Raw genomic sequence first — 15466 nt, 5'->3', positions numbered from 1 at the left:
TCAGACCTCGCGTACGGGGTGGCGGGACTGGACGACGTGGAAGCGGCTCGCGACGTAGCCGGGGTCGGTGAGCGAGGCGGTGGCGGCCGGGTTGGCGCCGGTGCCGTGGTAGTCGCTGAAGGCGGCCGACTGGTTGACGTACACGCCGTCCGTCAGGTTGCACGACAGGTTGACCCCCGCGTCCAGCGCGGCCCGCTCGGCGTCGTCGAGCACGCGCGGCGAGGTGGAGTAGACGGAGGCGGTGAGCGCGCCCCGGGCCTTCACCGTGCGCCGCAGCAGGTCGAGGCTCTCCCCCGTGGAGCCGGTGGGGATGAGGAACGACACGGGCCCGAAGTGCTCGCGCCCGTAGACGTCGTCGGCCGAGGCGTGCACCCGGACGATCGCGGGCGTGCGCACCACCGCGTCGGGGAACGTCGGATGCCGGATCGCCCGCGGCTCCAGCACCACCTCGCCCAGCTCGGCCGCCCCCTCGACGCGGGCGAGCACGTCGGGGTTGACGATCGCGCCGGTCAGCTCGACCGCCCGCGCGTCGTCGCCCAGCAGCCGGCCGACGGCGGCGGCCAGCCCTTCCGCGACCTCCTCGAAGCTCTTGTGCCCCTCGTCGGTCTCGACGCCGGCGGCCGGGACGAAGAGGTTCTGCGGCGCGGTGCACATCTGCCCGCTGTAGAGCGACAGCGAGAACGCGAGGTTGGCGAGCATCCCGCGCCACGAGTCGGTCGAGTCCACGACGACGGCGTTGACCCCGGCCTTCTCGGTGTGCACGAGCGCCTGGCGGGCGTTGCGCTCCAGCCAGTCTCCGAACTCGGTGGAGCCGGTGAAGTCCACGATCCGCACGCGGGGGTGGGTGGCGAGGGTGGTGGCCAGCCCCTGCCCCTCCTCGGCGGCCAGCGACACCAGCGCGGGGTCGAACCCGGCCTCGGCCAGCACCTCGCGCGCCACCAGCACGGTGATCGCGAGCGGCAGGATCGCCCGGGGATGCGGCTTGACGATCACCGGGTTGCCGGTGACGAGCGAGGCGAACAGCGCCGGGTAGGCGTTCCAGGTGGGGAAGGTGTTGCAGCCGATCACCACGGCCACGCCCCGGGGCACGACGGTGAAGCGCTTGGTCATGACCAGCGGCTCGCCCTTGGCCGGTTTCTCCCAGCGGGCGCTCGCCGCCGAGGAGGTCATGGCCTCCAGCCCGTAGGCGACCGCCTCCAGCGCGCGGTCCTGCGCGTGCGGCCCGCCGGCCTGGAACGCCATGACGAACGGCTGCCCGCTGGTGTGCTGCACCGCGTGCGCGATCTCGAAGCTGCGCCGGTGGAGCCGCTGGATGATCTCGGCGCAGACGAGGGCGCGGGCCTCCGGTCCGGCGTCGCGCCAGGCGGGCAGGGCGGCCGAGGCCGCCGCGATCAGCTCCTCGGCGATGGGCTCGGGGTAGGTGACCCCGAGGTCGATCCCGTACGGCGAGCGCTCCGCGCCGATCCACGACCCGGTGCCGCCCGCCTGCTCCAGCGGGAACGGCTTGCCCAGGTAGGACTCGAACGCCGCCCTGCCCCGCTCGGCCGCCCCCTCGCCATGGACGCGGGGGCTCGGCGACTCGGGGTAGGCGCTCCAGTGGCCGCGCCCGGCGATGGCGGCCCGCGCCTGCTCCAGGGTGTCACGGTGCTGTTCGTACATGTTTGCTCACCCTCTTGACAGAAATCCGCCGGACGGTGAAGTGTTTACCGAACATTCGGTCAGTTAAACAAGGAAGACCCCTCCGTGGCCTTGGACGTCTCCCCTTCTTCAGACAGGTCCGCCCGGCCCCGCCGGCGCGGGCACGACCCCGAGTCCGTCCTGTCGGCCGCCGTGGCCGTCTTCAACGAGCGCGGCTACGACGGCACCAGCATGGAGGACCTCGCGCGGGCGCTCGGCGTCACCAAGTCGGCGATCTATCACCACGTCCCCGGCAAGGAGCAGCTTCTCGCGCGGGCGCTCGACCGGGCCCTCGACGGGCTGTCCGAGCTGGCCGCCGACGAGCGCGCGACCCGTGGCCCGGCCGTCGACCGGCTGGAGTGGGTGGTCAGGCAGAGCGTGCGCGTGCTGACCGAGCGGCTGCCGTACGTGACGCTGCTGCTGCGGGTGCGCGGCAACAGCGCCACCGAGCGGGCGGCGCTGGCGCGGCGCGCGGAGCTGGAGGCGTTCGCCGGCCGCCTGGTGGAGGAGGCGGCGGCGGAGGGCGCCATCCGCCCCGGCCTGGACCCGGCGCTGGTGACGCGGCTGCTGTTCGGGGCGGTGGGCTCGATCGCCGAGTGGCACCGCCCCGAGCGCGACGCGCCGGCCGCGGACGTGGCCGACGCGCTGGTGAGGATGACGTTCGAGGGCCTGAGGAGGGCCTGAAAGGGGGATGGAAGGGGGTCAGGTGGGCAGCTCGCCCCGGCTCGGGCCGCTCGGCAGCTTGCCGCGCAGGTCCTCGCGGATGGCCTCGCCCAGCTTCTTCGTCGCGATCCGGTTGAGCGCGCCGCCCGCGACGGCCCCGGTGAGGAACGGGCCGAACGTCGTGAGGTGCCGGCCCAGCGTCCGCATGAGGCGGTTGCGCAGGGCGGTCTTGGTGGCGGCGCCGAGGGCGAGCGACACGGACGCGGGGGCGAGGGGGTCGATCCCGCGTTGTTTGGCCCAGGCGGCCGTGAAGGCGATCGCGCGCTGGGCGCCGGTGCCGTGCACCCGCACGCCGTAGACCTCGTGCAGCTCGGCCAGCAGTTTGACCTCGATGGCGGCCACGACGATCGTCTCGGCGACGAGCTGCGCGGGCGCGGACAGAAGGAGGGGCGGTGCGGCGAACTGGGCCGCGGCGAGCGCTCCGCCGATGGCGCCGACCGTCATCGTGGCCTTCTGGGCGGTGCGGATCAGGTCGTCGGCCAGTTGCTCGCCGGTCAGGCCGTGGTGGTGCTCGGAGAGGGTGTGCAGGTCGCGGATGGGGATGCGCGGCGCGACGTTGAGGAACACGTCGGCCAGCCAGCGCCCGCGCCCCGCGCCGGACTCCTTGGCCTTCTTGGCGCCCGCGGACAACGCCTTGGCGAGTCGGCCGAGCAGCCTGCGCCGCTCGGCCGGCTCCAGCTCACCGGGCTCGGTGAGCTGGCCCACGAGCTCGCCGACCTCCTTCTCGGGGTCGGCGATCTCGTCTCCTGCTCGACGGTCTTTCTCTGGTACGGCCACGCGATGCCTCCGTCCTCATGGTCGTGACCTTCAGGGTTCGTCGGCTCGATGTCCCGCTCTCGTACCCTGAGGCACGGCGATCAGGCGGCGCACTCCCGGCAGACCTGCTGACCGTTCTTCTCCGAGGCCAGCTGGCTGCGGTGATGCACCAGGAAGCACCGCGAGCAGGTGAACTCGTCGGCCTGGCGAGGGATGACCCGCAGGGAGAGTTCTTCGTTCGACAGGTCGGCGCCGGGCAGCTCCAGCGACTCGGCGAGGTCGGTCTCGTCGATGTCGATGCTGCCGGACGACTTGTCGGTGCGCCGCGCCTGGAGCTCTTGGAGGCTGTCCTCCCCCAGGTCGTCGTCTGTCTTGCGCGGGCTGTCGTAGTCGGTAGCCATTGTGCTTACTCCATCCCCCTCATCAATATGTCGGCGCGCTCGGTCGCGCGTCTTCTAACGTCCGGGAGGCCCGTCTTGTGCCCGTTCCGCCGGGGAGATTTCCCATCGGTACCCCGGGGGAACGGACCACGAACCTCCCGACACGCCAGGGCGTGCTGCCGACGGCAATGGTTAGCCAAATATGGCGAAACCCACAGCCTTGGCGTCATGCTCCACCGTGTTCGACGGCACATCCAACCACATGTGCGGCGCGAACGAGACGCCCCCCGTGCATCAACACGCGGACGAACGTCCCGGAGCATCACACGTCAGCCCTTCGGCAGTCGAATGGTCACCACGAGCCCTCCGCCGTCTCGCGGCACGGCGGCCACATTTCCGCCGTGAGCCTGCATCACCGCACGGACGATGGACAGCCCGAGACCCGCTCCCTTGGCCGAGTCCACGCGGTCGGCGTGGAGCCTCCTGAACGGCTCGAACAGGCTGTTCACCTCGTACGCCGGGACGTGTTGTCCCGTGTTGGCCACCTGAACAACGACGGCGTCGTCCACCATTCCCGCCCGGACCCATACTTTTCCGTTTTGGGGAATGTTGTACTTCACCGCGTTCTCCACCAGGTTGCTCACGCAACGCTCCAGGAGCACGGGATCGCCGACGGTAGGCGCGCTGACCAGTTCGGTGCTCACGGTTACGCCGTGTTCCTCGGCGAAGGGCGTGAGCTGTTCCACGGCGGTCTCGGCGATGTCCCGTACGTCGAGCGGTTTGCGCACCGCGAGTTCGCGTTCGCTGCGCGCCAGCAACAGCAGTCCCTCGATGAGCTTCTCGTTACGCGCGTTCACTTCCAGAAGCGTGCGCCCGAGCGCTTTGAGGTCTTCCGAAGCCTCGGGATCCGACAGGGCGATCTCCAGGACCGTCCGGTTGATGGTGAGAGGAGTGCGCAATTCGTGAGAGGCGTTCGCCACGAATCTGCGCTGGGTGTCGAAGGCCACATTGAGCCGGGCGAGCATGGCGTCGAAGGTGTCGGCCAGCTCCTTCAGCTCGTCGTTGGGGCCCTCCAGGGCGATGCGCTGGTGGGCCAGCGTGCTCTCGGAGAGCCGGCGGGCGGTGGCCGTCATCCTGGCCACCGGCCGCAGCGCCCGGTCGGCCACGAAGTAGCCGATGATGAGCGACAGGATGCCCACCCCGACCAGCGCCATCACGCTGCTGCGCAGCAGGGCGTCCTGTGCCGCCGCGACCGCGTCCTGCCTGGACTGGCGCCAGATCAGCTCGTCGCGGGCGTTCCACCAGCTCAGCGCGGGCCAGTTCGTGTCGATGGCGCGCGCGACGATCGAGTAGACCGAGAACAGCAGCACCGCCGAGGCCACGAAGACGAGCGCGCCGTAGGTGAGCGTCAGCCGCCAGCGGATGCTCACCTTGCCGGGGAGCGCCCGCATCCACTCCATCGTCGTGCGCTGGACGGGAGGGTATTCAGGAGGGGGCGGGCCGTCCCAGGCCGGCGGGCCGCTCGGCGGCGGCGGGGCCTCCTGGACCCGCGTCGCCTTGTGTGCCGAGTGCGGGCTGATCATGGGATGCGTCGGCTCCGCCTGGTGCTTCGGCCCTTCAGTCACAGTTTGTACCCAACCCCGGGCACAGTCTCGATCACCTGAGGCTCGCCCAGCTTCTTCCGCAGCGTCATCATGGTCACCCGGACCACGTTGGTGAAGGGATCGATGTTCTCGTCCCATGCCTTGTCCAGCAGGTCCTCCTGGCTGACGACGGCGCCCTCGGCGCGCATCAGCTCCTCAAGGACCGCGAACTCCTTCTTGGTCAGCACGACCTCCCTGCCGTCGCGCTCCACCAGGCGCTTGCCCGGGTCGAGCCGGATCCCGGACCGCTCCAGCACGGGCGGCAGGGCGGGCGCGGAGCGGCGGCCGAGCGCGCGCACCCGCGCGACCAGCTCGATGAAGACGAACGGCTTGGCGAGGTAGTCGTCGGCGCCGAGGCCGAGCCCCTCCACCTTGTCGTCGACGTCGCCCGAGGCGGTCAGCATGAGGATGCGCGAGGCGGAGCGCTGCTCCACGAGCCGGCGGCACACCTCGTCGCCGTGCACCACCGGGAGGTCCCGGTCCAGGACGATCACGTCGTAGTCGATGTAGGAGGTCCGTTCGAGGGCGCCGCCGCCGTCGTAGGCGACGTCGACGGCCATGGCCTCGCGGCGCAGGCCCGTCGCGATCGCGTCGGCGAGCACCCGCTCGTCCTCCACCACCAGCACTCGCACGCTGGAACACCTCTCTCCGTCTCCGGCCCCTCATTGTCCCCTCAGGGGCGATAAGCGCACGGTAAGGCATGTTCAGGCGTTGGCCACCCACAGGTGAGGCGGACCGCCGAGAAATTCATGTTTCGGAGGGGGACGCCGCGGGGTATGCCTGCGGGACACCCTTTGCCAGGACATCGACCTGCAATGGGCGTACATCGCCCTACGCGGCACGAACCCCTAGAGAGTAGGTGAGATGGGCGAGTTCACCACCACGATCGAACACCGCCTCGACCAGGCTTACAGGGGCCTCCGGGAGGCCCGCAGCGCCGGCGACGAATACCTCGCCGACACGCTCACCGCCGAGATCGAGGACCTCCGCCGGCTGGCGGACGACCACGGCATCGCCCTGCCCGGCTGACAGACCGTAGACGGACGGCCGGAGCTTCGGCTCCGGCCGTCCGCGCGTTCAGCTGTTTCCGCAGGTCAGGCGCCGCGCTCGGGGTCCAGCGGCGCGAGCAGGTCGTGCAGCTCCTCGAACAGCCCGGGAGCCGCGCAGATCGCGAAGTCCGGGCTCACCGGCCGGCCGTTGAGCCCGGCGAGCCGCGCGCCCGACTCGGTCGCCACCAGACCGGCGGCGCCGTAGTCCCAGGGGTTGATGCCCCGCTCGTAGTAGGCGTCCACCCGGCCCGCGGCGAGCGAGCACAGGTCGATGGCGCACGAGCCGCCCCGCCTGATGTCGCGCACCCGCGGCAGCACCTTCGCCACCACCTCGCCCTGCACGGCCCGGCCGGCCTGGGAGTAGCCGAACCCGGTCGCGACCAGCGCCTGCGGCAGCGGCACCCCGGTGTTGCAGCGCAGCCGCGCGCCGCCGAGCCAGGCGCCCTCGCCCAGCGCGGCCGTGAAGACCTCTCCGCGCGTCGGCACGTTGACCACGCCGGCCACCACCCGGCCGCCGACCTCGACGGCGATCGACACCGCCCAGTCGGGCAGGCCGTACAGGAAGTTGACGGTGCCGTCGATCGGGTCGACGATCCAGCGCACGTCCGACTCGCCCGGCGCCTCTCCGCCCTCCTCGCCGAGGATGCGGTCACCCGGGCGGGCGGCCTCGATGCGCTCGCGGATGAGCAGCTCCGACGCCTTGTCCAGGGCGGTGACCACGTCGGTGGGGCTGGACTTGGTCTCGATCTCCGCGGACATCGTGGGCCGCTTGGCCAGCAGCATGTCGCCGGCCTCGCGGGCGATGTCCTCGGCGAGCGTCAGGAAGTCGGTCATCAGGCCACCGACTCCGGGCGCTTCCACTCCTCGCCGAGCACGTGCTGGGCGAGGAAGGCGAGGACGGTCTCGTACCAGGCGACGGTGTTGCCCGGCTTGAGAATCCAGTGGTTCTCGTCGGGGAAGTACAGGAACTTGGCGTCGACCTCGCTGCGGCGCAGGTCCCACCACAGGCGCAGCCCCTCGCCGATCGGCACCCGGTAGTCCTTGTCGCCGTGGATGACGAGCATCGGGGTGGTGATCTTGTCGAGCGAGAGGTGCGGCGACAGCAGGTCGTAGCGCTCGGAGCCGGGCGCGCCGAACTCGCGCTGCCAGTAGTGGGCGGCGTCGGTGGTGCCGGCGAACTGGTCGAGGTTCCACAGCGAGGCGTGGGTGACGATGGCGCGGTAGCGGTCGGTGTGCCCGGCCAGCCAGTTGGCCATGTAGCCGCCGAACGAGCCGCCCATGGCGGCGATGCGCTCGCTGTCGATGTCGTCCCTGGCCAGGGCGACGTCCACGATCGCGTCGAGGTCGGCCTGGGTGCGCGGGCCCCAGTTGCCCCAGCCTCGATCGATCATGTGCTGACCGTAACCCGTGGACATGCACGGGTCGGGGAGCAACACGGCGTAACCGTGCTCGGCCATGATCCAGGACTGCCAGCGCCACTGCCAGTCGTTCCAGGACCCCAGCGGGCCGCCGTGGATCCACAGCAGGAACGGCGCGGGGTCGTCGGCGGAGGCGCCCTCGGGCAGCACGAGCCAGCCGCGGATGGTCTCGCCGTCGTCGGCGGTGGCGGTGATCTCGGTGAGCGTGCCGCGCACCTCGGGGCGGGGCGCGGGCGAGGGCAGGTCGGTGATCTCGCCGGTGGCGAGCTCGATCCTGGCCGGGCCGGGGGCCAGGTTGACGGCGCTGCGCAGGACGTACAGGAAACGGCCGTCGGCGGTGACGTCCGGCTGCGCGTACGCGGCGTCGTCACCGGTGACCCTGCGGACCTCGCCGTCGAGCGGCACGTGGAAGACCGGGCGGCGGCCCTGGTGGTCGGCCACGACGTAGACGGAGGCGGAGTCGGGCCCCCAGGCGACGCCGGAGGGGAACAGGTCGGGCGCGTACGCCCGGCCCTCGCCGGTGGCGAGGTCGGCGATCCACAGCTCGCTCCTGGCCGAGACGTCCATGGAGGTGAACCGGCCGCGCGAGCAGGCGACGCGGGCGCCGTCAGGGGAGATCGCGAGCGGGCCCTCGAAGTCCTGGCCCTCCTCGGTGAGCAGCGTGCGCCGCTCGCCGGTGGCCACGTCGATGACCACCAGGTCCGTACGGACCTCGCCGCGCGGCAGCTCCACCCGCCAGGTGGTGACCACGCGCGTGCCGTCGGGCGTCAGCTCGAAGGCGGCGTTGCGCAGCGCGTTCCCCGCGTCGGGGGTGAGCTCGCGCACGTCCTCCAGCCGGTCGGCGCCGAGCCTGGCGGCGAACAGCCGGGGGCGGCCGGGGCCGAGGTCGTGGTCCCAGTAGCGGACCGCCGCGCTCTCGTGCAGGATCGCGCTGATCCCCGCGTCCTTGCGGGCCCTGCGCCGCTCCTCGTCGCCGGCCTCCTCGCCGTCCAGCACGTCGGAGACGAAGACGACCACGTCGCCGGCGGTGCGCACCCCGCCGATCCCGCCCGGCCTGGTGGCGACCTGGCGGGCCTCGCCGCCCGCGCGCGGCAGCAGCCACAGCGCCGGGACCTCCTCACCGGCGTCCTTCACGGTGGGGTCGGGGCGGGCGGAGGTGAACAGGACGTCGCCGGCGTCGGTGAACACGGCGGCCGACTCGCCCTTGGCCGAGCGGGTCAGGCGGAAGGGCTCGCCCCGGCCGTCCAGGGGGATCTCCCAGAGCGCGGTGCCGTACGACTTCCCGTCGGGGTTGAGTGACTGGACGGTGGAGACGAGCCGGGAGCCGTCGGGCGAGAGCTGGACCGAGAGAACCCGGGGGATGGCCACATAGTCGCGTATGTCAGTAAATGCGCTCACTCGACCGAACCTACCTCGCGAGAGGACCACCGGCGCTCGCGAATAGGCTGGTTCACGTGGCTGATTACGACGCTCTGCTGCTCCTGTCGTTCGGCGGCCCGGAGGGCCCCGACGACGTGATGCCGTTCCTGGAGAACGTGGTCCGAGGGCGCGGCGTGCCGCGCGAACGGCTGCTGGAGGTCGCCGAGCACTACCAGGGCTTCGGCGGGGTCAGCCCGATCAACCGGCAGAACCGCGAGCTCCTGGAGGCGCTGCGCCCGGTCCTCGACGTGCCCGTCTACTGGGGCAACCGCAACTGGCACCCGTTCGGCGAGGACACCGTCCGGCAGATGAAGGACGACGGCGTGCGCAAGGCGGCCGTCCTCGCCACCTCCGCCTTCGCCGGCTACTCCAGCTGCCGCCAGTACTACGAGGACATCAGCCGCATCTCGATCGAGGGCGGCCCCGAGCTGATCAAGATGCGGCACTTCGGCGACCACCCCGGCTTCGTGGCCGCCATGGCCGACCACACCCGCGAGGCGCTGGAGCGGCTCGGCCGCGACGACGCCCGCCTGGTGTTCACCGCCCACAGCATCCCGGTCTCCATGGCCGAGACCGCCGGTCCGAACGGCGGCCTGTACGAGGCCCAGATCCGCCGCAGCGCCGAGCTGGTCAACCAGGCGCTCGGCCGCGACCAGCCGTGGGACCTCGTGTGGCAGTCGCGCAGCGGCCCGCCGCAGGTGCCGTGGCTGGAGCCGGACGTCTGCGACTTCCTGCACAAGACGGACGCTCCGGCGGTCGTGCTGGTGCCGATCGGGTTCGTCTCCGACCACATGGAGGTCGTCTACGACCTCGACACCGAGGCCAGGGACGTCGCCACCGAGCGCGGCCTGCCGCTGGAGCGGGCGGCCACCGTGGGCACGCACCCGCGCTTCGTGGGGATGGTGCGCGAGCTGATGGCCGAGCCCGAGCCGGTGCCCTGCCCGCTCACCTGCTGCCCGGCGCCCCGCCGGCACCGGTCCTAGGCATAGGTCCTGGCGTACGCCTCGGCGATCCCCATGACCTTGTTCACGTAGTCCCACGAGTGGTTGTAGAACCAGATCGCCTTGCGCAGCTTCTCGCCGCCCTTGCCCGCGCCGTTGGCGCACAGGTAGCCGGCCGCGCTCGGCACGGCGTCGTACGGGCTCCAGATGTCGGCCTTGCCGTCGCCGTCGCCGTCCACGCCGTAGTGCTTCCACGTCGCGGGCATGAACTGCATCGGCCCGAGCGCGCCCGCGCTCGACGGGCCGTTGTTGCGGCCGTGCCCGCTCTCGACCTGCCCGATCGCGGCCAGCACCGTCCATGACAGGCCGGGGCAGCGGGTCGCGGCGAGCCGGTAGAGCTCCAGGTAGCTGCCGGGACGGCCGACGCTGACGTTCTGCGGGGTCTGCTGGGCGGCCGCCGTCGGCCGCTGCTTCCGCACGCGGGCGGCGGCGTCCAGCAGGGCGACCTGGACGCCCTTGCCGAGCAGCTTGCGCACCCCGGCCGCGCTGATCCTGCCGGGCTTGCCGTGCAGCAGCACCGCCACGCCGGGCGCGAAGCCCAGCGAGCGGCCGAGGTCCACGCCGACCAGGCCGTCCACGCCGGTGAGCCCGAGCGGCGCCGAGGCCGCCAGGCGCAGCTTGGGTCCGCCGTCCACCTGGTAGTACGCGCCGGGCACCATGCCGTACCTGCGGGCCGCGTCCGACTCCGCGACCAGCTCGCCCCTGGTCAGGGCGCTCCACACGGCGGGCTGGTCGGCGACGGCCTGCGGCGTCCAGGAGCGGAAGTGGGCCGGGTCCACGGCCAGCAGGTTGAGCGGCGTGCCGGTGAGCTTGACGCGGCCCGCGTCCACGACGACCACCTTCTCCACGTTCTTCAGCGCGCCCAGCCTGAGCCTGGTCTCCTTGGGCACCTCCGACCCGGCGACGGCGAGCACCCGCGGCGGGGTGACGGTCACGCCGGGTCCGCCCTCGCCGAACTCCCGCCGCTCCCCCGCGGGCTCGGTGGTCGGCACGAGCTGGTCGAGGCGGGGCGCCGCCGTGGGTGAGCGGGCGGGCTCGGCGGATGGCTTCCGCGTGCCGCTGACCAGGTCACCGTCCAGCAGGACGATGACGCCGCCGGTCGCCACGGTGGCCACGACCACCGCGATGACCATGAGCATGACCGCACGGAAGGAGGGAAGACCGGACACGCGGGACACGTTAGCCCAGCCGACGGGGAAATCATTTGCAATCCGGACATCGGGTGCGCAAAGGTTGGCGGGCGCAAGTAAGGGGGAAACGGGGTGGTCGGGCCTTACCGGGGGCTGTTCGACGGGCCTGGCATCAAGGCGTTCGTGCTGGCCGGGTTCGCCGGCCGGATGCCGATGTCCATGCTGGGGATCGGCGTCGTCTTACTCATCTCCGGCGTCACCGGCTCGTACGCCACCGCGGGCGGCGTCGCCGCCGCCAGCAACCTCGCCTTCGCCATCGGCGCGCCCATGTCGGGACGGCTGATGGACCGGTTCGGCCAGAGCCGCGTCATCCCGCCGTTCGCCGTGCTCAACGCGCTCGCGCTGACCACGCTCATGGTCTGCGCGTTCCTCGGGCTGCCCGAGTGGACCCTGTACCTGTCCGGTCTGGTCGTCGGCGGCACCTCGCTGTCGGTGGGCTCGCTCGTACGGGCCCGCTGGTCGGCCATCCACGGCGGCTCGCCGCGGCTGCACACGGCCTTCGCCTTCGAGTCCGTCGTGGACGAGGTGGTCTTCGTCACCGGGCCCGCGCTGGTCACGCTGCTGGCCACGCGGTTCAACCCGTACATGGGGCTGGTGGTCGCGCTGGTCTTCATGCTGTCCGGCTGCCTGACGCTGGCCGCGCAGCGGCGCACCCAGCCTCCGGTGTCCGAGGTCCGCGCGGCGGGCGGCACGCCCATCCTGATCCCCGGCATCGCGCTGCTGTCGTGCGTCTACGTGGCGATGGGCGCGGTGTTCGGCTCCGTGGACCTGATCACGGTGGCCTTCGCCGAGGAGCAGGGGGTCAAGGGGGCCGCGGGGCTGCTGCTGGCCTCGTTCGCGGGCGGGTCGATGGTCTCGGGGCTGTGGTTCGGGTCACGGCACTGGAAGATCTCGCTGCGGGGGCGGTTCGTGCGGGCGCTGATGGTGTTCGCGCTGGGGCTGCTGCCGATCTCGTTCATCGGGAACGCGTGGGTCATGGCCGCCGCGCTCTTCCTGGCCGGCTTCGCCATCTCGCCGACCCTCATCACCGGCTTCTCGCTGGTCGAACGGCTGGCGCCGCCGGCGCTGCTCACCGAGGGCATGGCGTGGATCTCCACGGCGCTCGGCATCGGCGTGGCGATCGGGGCCTGGGCGGGCGGGCACCTCACCGAGGCCGCCGGCGCGTCCGCCGCGTACGTCGTCGCGCCGGGCGCCGCCGTGCTCGCGCTCGTCGTCGGGATCGGAGGTTCGGGTTTGCTGAGACTTCCCGAGGCAGCTTCACCCGCCGAAGGCTGATCCGCTACCGTCGGGACATCCCTCGCAACATCCATCACAAATGGAAGCTTTTCTGATGTCCCGACAACTCACCTCACTTCTGACCATCGCGGCGGTCTGCGTCACCGTGGCCTCTGCGCCCGCGCAGGCCGCCGCCAAACCGGCCGAGAAGTCCGCTCCGGTGGACTGCGCGAAGGTCAAGTGCATCGCGCTGACCTTCGACGACGGCCCAGGGAAGTACGCGGGCACGCTGCTGGACACGCTGAAGAAGTACGACGCCAAGGCGACGTTCTTCCTTGAGGGCCAGTACGCCAAGAGCCGCCCCCAGTACGTCAAGCGCATGGTCGCCGAGGGGCACGAGCTCGGCAACCACAGCTACAGCCACCCTGACTTCACCAAGCTCGAACCTGGGGCCATCAGGAACGAGATCCAGAAGACCCAGGACGCCGTCAAGAAGGCGGCGGGCGTGGAGCCGAAGCTGCTGCGGCCCCCGTACGGGCTGGCGGACCTTCAGGTCTCCGACATCGCGGACGAGTACGGCATGCCGATCATCCTCTGGACCGCGGGTTCGGAGGACTGGGCCAGCAAGAACGTCGAGGCGATCAAGAAGAAGACCCTTGAGGTTGCCAAGCCCAACGGCATCATCCTCATGCACGACTGGGTGAAGCAGACCGTCGACGCCATGCCGTCCATCGTCAAGAGCCTGCAGGCCAAGGGCTACCACCTGGTGACGGTCTCCGACGTCATCAAGAACGAGGGCCTGGAGGCGGGCGACGTCTTCCCGCTTCCCGCGGGCTGGGAGAACTGAGTATCGTTCACGTTTGACGTCGGAGGTGCCCGGGCTCCTGCCCGCTCGCGGAGGTGCTGCTCAATGGTCTTCACGAACTGGGCGGGGAACCAGACCGGCGAGCCCGCCGAGGTCCGGGCACCGGCCTCCGTCGCGGACGTCGTACGGGCCGTGCGCGACGCCGCCGCCTCCGGGCGGCGCGTCCGCATGGTCGGCACCGGGCACTCCTTCACCGGCGTGGCGCTCACCGACGGCGTCATGCTGCGGCCCCACGCGCTGACCGGCGTCGTCTCCTGGGACGAGGACCGCGTCACCGTCCTCGCCGGCACCCCGCTGCGCGAGCTCAACGAGCTGCTCCACCGGCGCGGCCTCGCCCTCGCCAACATGGGCGACATCACCGAGCAGACCGTCGCCGGCGCCATCCAGACCGGCACGCACGGGACCGGCCGCGACAGCGGCGGCCTCGCCGACCAGGTGGCCGGGCTGGAGCTGGTGCTCGCCGACGGCACGGTGGCGAGCGCCGCCCCCGGGGACGAGCTGTTCGACGCGGCCAGGGTGGGGCTCGGCGCGCTCGGCGTGCTGACCTCGGTCACCCTCCGGGTGGAGCCCGCGTTCCTGCTGCACAACCGGCGGCGCAAAATGGCGCTCAGCGACATCCTCGCCTCGCTCGACGAGCTGACCGCCGGCAACGAGCACCTCGACTTCTTCTGGCTGCCGCACACCGACGCCTGCCTGGTCAAGACCAACAACCGGCATCCCGGACCGGCCCGGCCGCGCAGCGCCGCGCGGCACTGGATGGACGACGTCCTGCTGGAGAACACCGTGTTCGGGGCCGCCTGCGCGCTCGGCGCCCGCGTCCCCGGGCTGATCCCGCGCATCAACGCCGTCAGCGCGGCGGCCCTCGGGCACTCCGAGTCGGTGGACGCCTCGTACAGGGTCTTCACGGCCCGGCGCGACGTGCGCTTCCTGGAGATGGAGTACGCGGTGCCGCGCGAGCGGCTGGCGCAGGCGCTGCGCGAGACCCGCGACCTGGTCGAGCGCATGGACTGGAAGATCACGTTCCCGGTGGAGGTGCGGGTGACGCCGCCGAGCGACGCCTGGCTGTCCACGGCGTACGGGCGGGCGTCGGCGTACATCGCCTGCCACATCTACCGGCCCACCCCGAACCCGGCGTACTTCGAGGGCGTCGAGGAGATCATGACGCGGCTGGACGGCCGGCCGCACTGGGGCAAGCTGCACACGCGCGACGCGGCCTACCTCGCCAAGGTCTATCCCCGTTTCGCCGACTTCACCGCGCTGCGCGACCGGCTCGACCCCGGCCGCCTGTTCGGCAACGCCTACCTGGACCAGGTGCTCGGCTGAGCCTCGGCCTCCGGGTGGTCCGGCTCGGGAGCCTCGTCGACCGCGGTGGGCTCCGGCTCGGGCGGAGCGGTGGCGCTCTGCTGCGGCTCGGCCGGCTCCTGGCCGGCGGTGGCGGTGGGAGCGGGCGGGGCCGTGGGCGTGGCGGTGACCGTGGTCGTCACGGTCGGCGTGGCGCTCGGCGTCGGGGCCGGCGTGCGCGTGACATCGGCCTCCGGCGTGGCGACGGGCACGGCGGGAACGCTCGCCCGCACGGCGGGCCCCGACGGCGTCCGGCGGTCGGAGGTCGCAGGCTTGTGCCGCGTCGTCCCGCCGGTGACCTGCTCGTGCACCGTCTGATGGGCGGCCGCCTGGTAGACGAGGATGCCGCCCATGCTGACCGCGAACACCAGCCCCGCGGCCAGCGCCACCCGTCCCCACGGCAGCCTCCTCGGCGGCTCCCCGGCCTCGACGACGGGCATCACCAGCGTGTCCCCGCCCGCGCCGGAACCTGACGCCTCCTCCTCGCGGCCTGGAGAACCGGCCCGCAGCCGCACCCGCTCCCCCGTCCGCTTCAGGTAGTGCGTGTAGACGGCGGTGCCCACGGTGCTCCCGATGCTCATGACCGCCGCGCCGATCACCGTGCCGGCCACGCCCAGGAAGGAGGCGGCCACGGCGGCCGTCACCGCCGCCAGGGCGCTCCCCAGGATCTGCGGCACACTCAGCTCGAAGTTCCGCTGTCCGCCGCCCATCCCCCGGATCAGTCCTCTCTCATCATGCGCTCGGTAAAGACCTGTCCCGTGAATAGACGAGACGGCGTGTCCCGATGTT

At 71.8% G+C, this 15466-nt stretch carries 15 protein-coding genes; 6 read left to right on the top strand and 9 right to left on the bottom strand.

Annotated elements, in window-relative coordinates; genetic code table 11:
- Positions 1 to 1659 (bottom strand): phenylacetic acid degradation protein PaaN, encoded by a 1659-nt coding sequence (gene paaN, locus ACBR40_RS17155; protein ID WP_371249365.1) that lies wholly within the window; start codon positions 1657 to 1659, stop codon positions 1 to 3.
- A gap of 84 nt (positions 1660 to 1743) precedes the next feature.
- Between paaN and ACBR40_RS17150 the strand changes: the two genes are divergently transcribed.
- A complete protein-coding gene (locus ACBR40_RS17150; RefSeq protein WP_344212394.1) occupies positions 1744 to 2361 on the top strand; it encodes a TetR/AcrR family transcriptional regulator in 618 nt (205 codons plus the stop codon).
- 18 nt (positions 2362 to 2379) lie between these two features.
- On the opposite strand, the gene ACBR40_RS17145 is transcribed toward ACBR40_RS17150, so the two are convergent.
- The 4 genes from ACBR40_RS17145 to ACBR40_RS17130 form a co-directional block, all read right to left on the bottom strand.
- On the bottom strand, positions 2380 to 3177 hold the full coding sequence (locus tag ACBR40_RS17145; RefSeq protein ID WP_344212396.1) for a hypothetical protein: 798 nt from the start codon (positions 3175 to 3177) through the stop codon (positions 2380 to 2382).
- Positions 3178 to 3257: 80 nt separating this feature from the next.
- Positions 3258 to 3557, bottom strand: a complete 300-nt coding sequence (locus ACBR40_RS17140; protein ID WP_020542847.1) for a DUF4193 domain-containing protein — start codon at positions 3555 to 3557, stop codon at positions 3258 to 3260.
- A 308-nt stretch (positions 3558 to 3865) separates the two neighbouring features.
- The gene (locus ACBR40_RS17135) at positions 3866 to 5119 is read right to left on the bottom strand and encodes a sensor histidine kinase (RefSeq protein ID WP_371249620.1); all 1254 of its coding nucleotides are present in this window, start codon (positions 5117 to 5119) and stop codon (positions 3866 to 3868) included.
- 38 nt (positions 5120 to 5157) lie between these two features.
- Complete coding sequence (locus tag ACBR40_RS17130) at positions 5158 to 5811, bottom strand: response regulator transcription factor (protein ID WP_091081992.1); 654 nt, start codon at positions 5809 to 5811, stop codon at positions 5158 to 5160.
- Between the two features lie 232 nt (positions 5812 to 6043).
- Between ACBR40_RS17130 and ACBR40_RS17125 the strand changes: the two genes are divergently transcribed.
- Positions 6044 to 6208: a hypothetical protein gene (locus ACBR40_RS17125; RefSeq protein WP_329573795.1), complete on the top strand. Its 165-nt coding sequence runs from the start codon at positions 6044 to 6046 to the stop codon at positions 6206 to 6208.
- A 65-nt stretch (positions 6209 to 6273) separates the two neighbouring features.
- Here ACBR40_RS17125 and ACBR40_RS17120 read toward each other — a convergent pair whose 3' ends face one another.
- Both ACBR40_RS17120 and ACBR40_RS17115 read right to left on the bottom strand, forming a co-directional pair.
- The gene (locus ACBR40_RS17120; RefSeq protein ID WP_364444207.1) at positions 6274 to 7062 is read right to left on the bottom strand and encodes an inositol monophosphatase family protein; all 789 of its coding nucleotides are present in this window, start codon (positions 7060 to 7062) and stop codon (positions 6274 to 6276) included.
- A complete protein-coding gene (locus tag ACBR40_RS17115) occupies positions 7062 to 9044 on the bottom strand; it encodes a prolyl oligopeptidase family serine peptidase (protein WP_371249364.1) in 1983 nt (660 codons plus the stop codon). The genes ACBR40_RS17120 and ACBR40_RS17115 overlap by 1 nt, the downstream gene beginning before the upstream one ends.
- Positions 9045 to 9100: 56 nt before the next feature.
- Between ACBR40_RS17115 and ACBR40_RS17110 the strand changes: the two genes are divergently transcribed.
- Positions 9101 to 10048, top strand: a complete 948-nt coding sequence (locus ACBR40_RS17110; RefSeq protein ID WP_371249363.1) for a ferrochelatase — start codon at positions 9101 to 9103, stop codon at positions 10046 to 10048.
- Here ACBR40_RS17110 and ACBR40_RS17105 read toward each other — a convergent pair.
- Positions 10045 to 11235, bottom strand: coding sequence for a lytic murein transglycosylase (locus ACBR40_RS17105; RefSeq protein WP_344212408.1), 1191 nt, complete (start codon positions 11233 to 11235; stop codon positions 10045 to 10047). The genes ACBR40_RS17110 and ACBR40_RS17105 overlap by 4 nt on opposite strands.
- Positions 11236 to 11328: 93 nt before the next feature.
- On the opposite strand from ACBR40_RS17105, the gene ACBR40_RS17100 reads away from it, so the two are divergent.
- From ACBR40_RS17100 to ACBR40_RS17090, 3 genes are all read left to right on the top strand, one after another.
- Positions 11329 to 12531, top strand: a complete 1203-nt coding sequence (locus ACBR40_RS17100; RefSeq protein WP_344212410.1) for an MFS transporter — start codon at positions 11329 to 11331, stop codon at positions 12529 to 12531.
- 55 nt (positions 12532 to 12586) lie between these two features.
- Positions 12587 to 13318, top strand: a complete 732-nt coding sequence (locus ACBR40_RS17095; RefSeq protein WP_344212412.1) for a polysaccharide deacetylase family protein — start codon at positions 12587 to 12589, stop codon at positions 13316 to 13318.
- A gap of 63 nt (positions 13319 to 13381) precedes the next feature.
- Positions 13382 to 14659, top strand: a complete 1278-nt coding sequence (locus ACBR40_RS17090; protein ID WP_371249362.1) for a D-arabinono-1,4-lactone oxidase — start codon at positions 13382 to 13384, stop codon at positions 14657 to 14659.
- Here ACBR40_RS17090 and ACBR40_RS17085 read toward each other — a convergent pair.
- Positions 14635 to 15387: a hypothetical protein gene (locus ACBR40_RS17085; protein WP_371249361.1), complete on the bottom strand. Its 753-nt coding sequence runs from the start codon at positions 15385 to 15387 to the stop codon at positions 14635 to 14637. The two genes, ACBR40_RS17090 and ACBR40_RS17085, sit on opposite strands and share 25 nt — an antisense overlap.
- Between the last annotated feature and the right edge of the window lie 79 nt (positions 15388 to 15466).

It is taken from the genome of Nonomuraea sp. AD125B (assembly GCF_041402765.1).
In the GTDB taxonomy this organism is placed as follows: Bacteria; Actinomycetota; Actinomycetes; order Streptosporangiales; family Streptosporangiaceae; genus Nonomuraea; species Nonomuraea bangladeshensis.
This window is presented reverse-complemented; position numbering and strand designations above follow the sequence as displayed.

Excerpts from the sequence above, each read along its gene's own strand:
- ACBR40_RS17090 (WP_371249362.1), top strand. The coding sequence starts at position 13,382 with ATGGTCTTCACGAACTGGGCGGGGAACCAGACCGGCGAGCCCGCCGAG.
- ACBR40_RS17095 (WP_344212412.1), top strand. The coding sequence starts at position 12,587 with ATGTCCCGACAACTCACCTCACTTCTGACCATCGCGGCGGTCTGCGTC.
- paaN (WP_371249365.1), bottom strand. The coding sequence starts at position 1,659 with ATGTACGAACAGCACCGTGACACCCTGGAGCAGGCGCGGGCCGCCATC.
- ACBR40_RS17140 (WP_020542847.1), bottom strand. The coding sequence starts at position 3,557 with ATGGCTACCGACTACGACAGCCCGCGCAAGACAGACGACGACCTGGGG.
- ACBR40_RS17125 (WP_329573795.1), top strand. The coding sequence starts at position 6,044 with ATGGGCGAGTTCACCACCACGATCGAACACCGCCTCGACCAGGCTTAC.
- ACBR40_RS17120 (WP_364444207.1), bottom strand. The coding sequence starts at position 7,062 with ATGACCGACTTCCTGACGCTCGCCGAGGACATCGCCCGCGAGGCCGGC.
- ACBR40_RS17135 (WP_371249620.1), bottom strand. The coding sequence starts at position 5,119 with ATGATCAGCCCGCACTCGGCACACAAGGCGACGCGGGTCCAGGAGGCC.
- ACBR40_RS17085 (WP_371249361.1), bottom strand. The coding sequence starts at position 15,387 with ATGGGCGGCGGACAGCGGAACTTCGAGCTGAGTGTGCCGCAGATCCTG.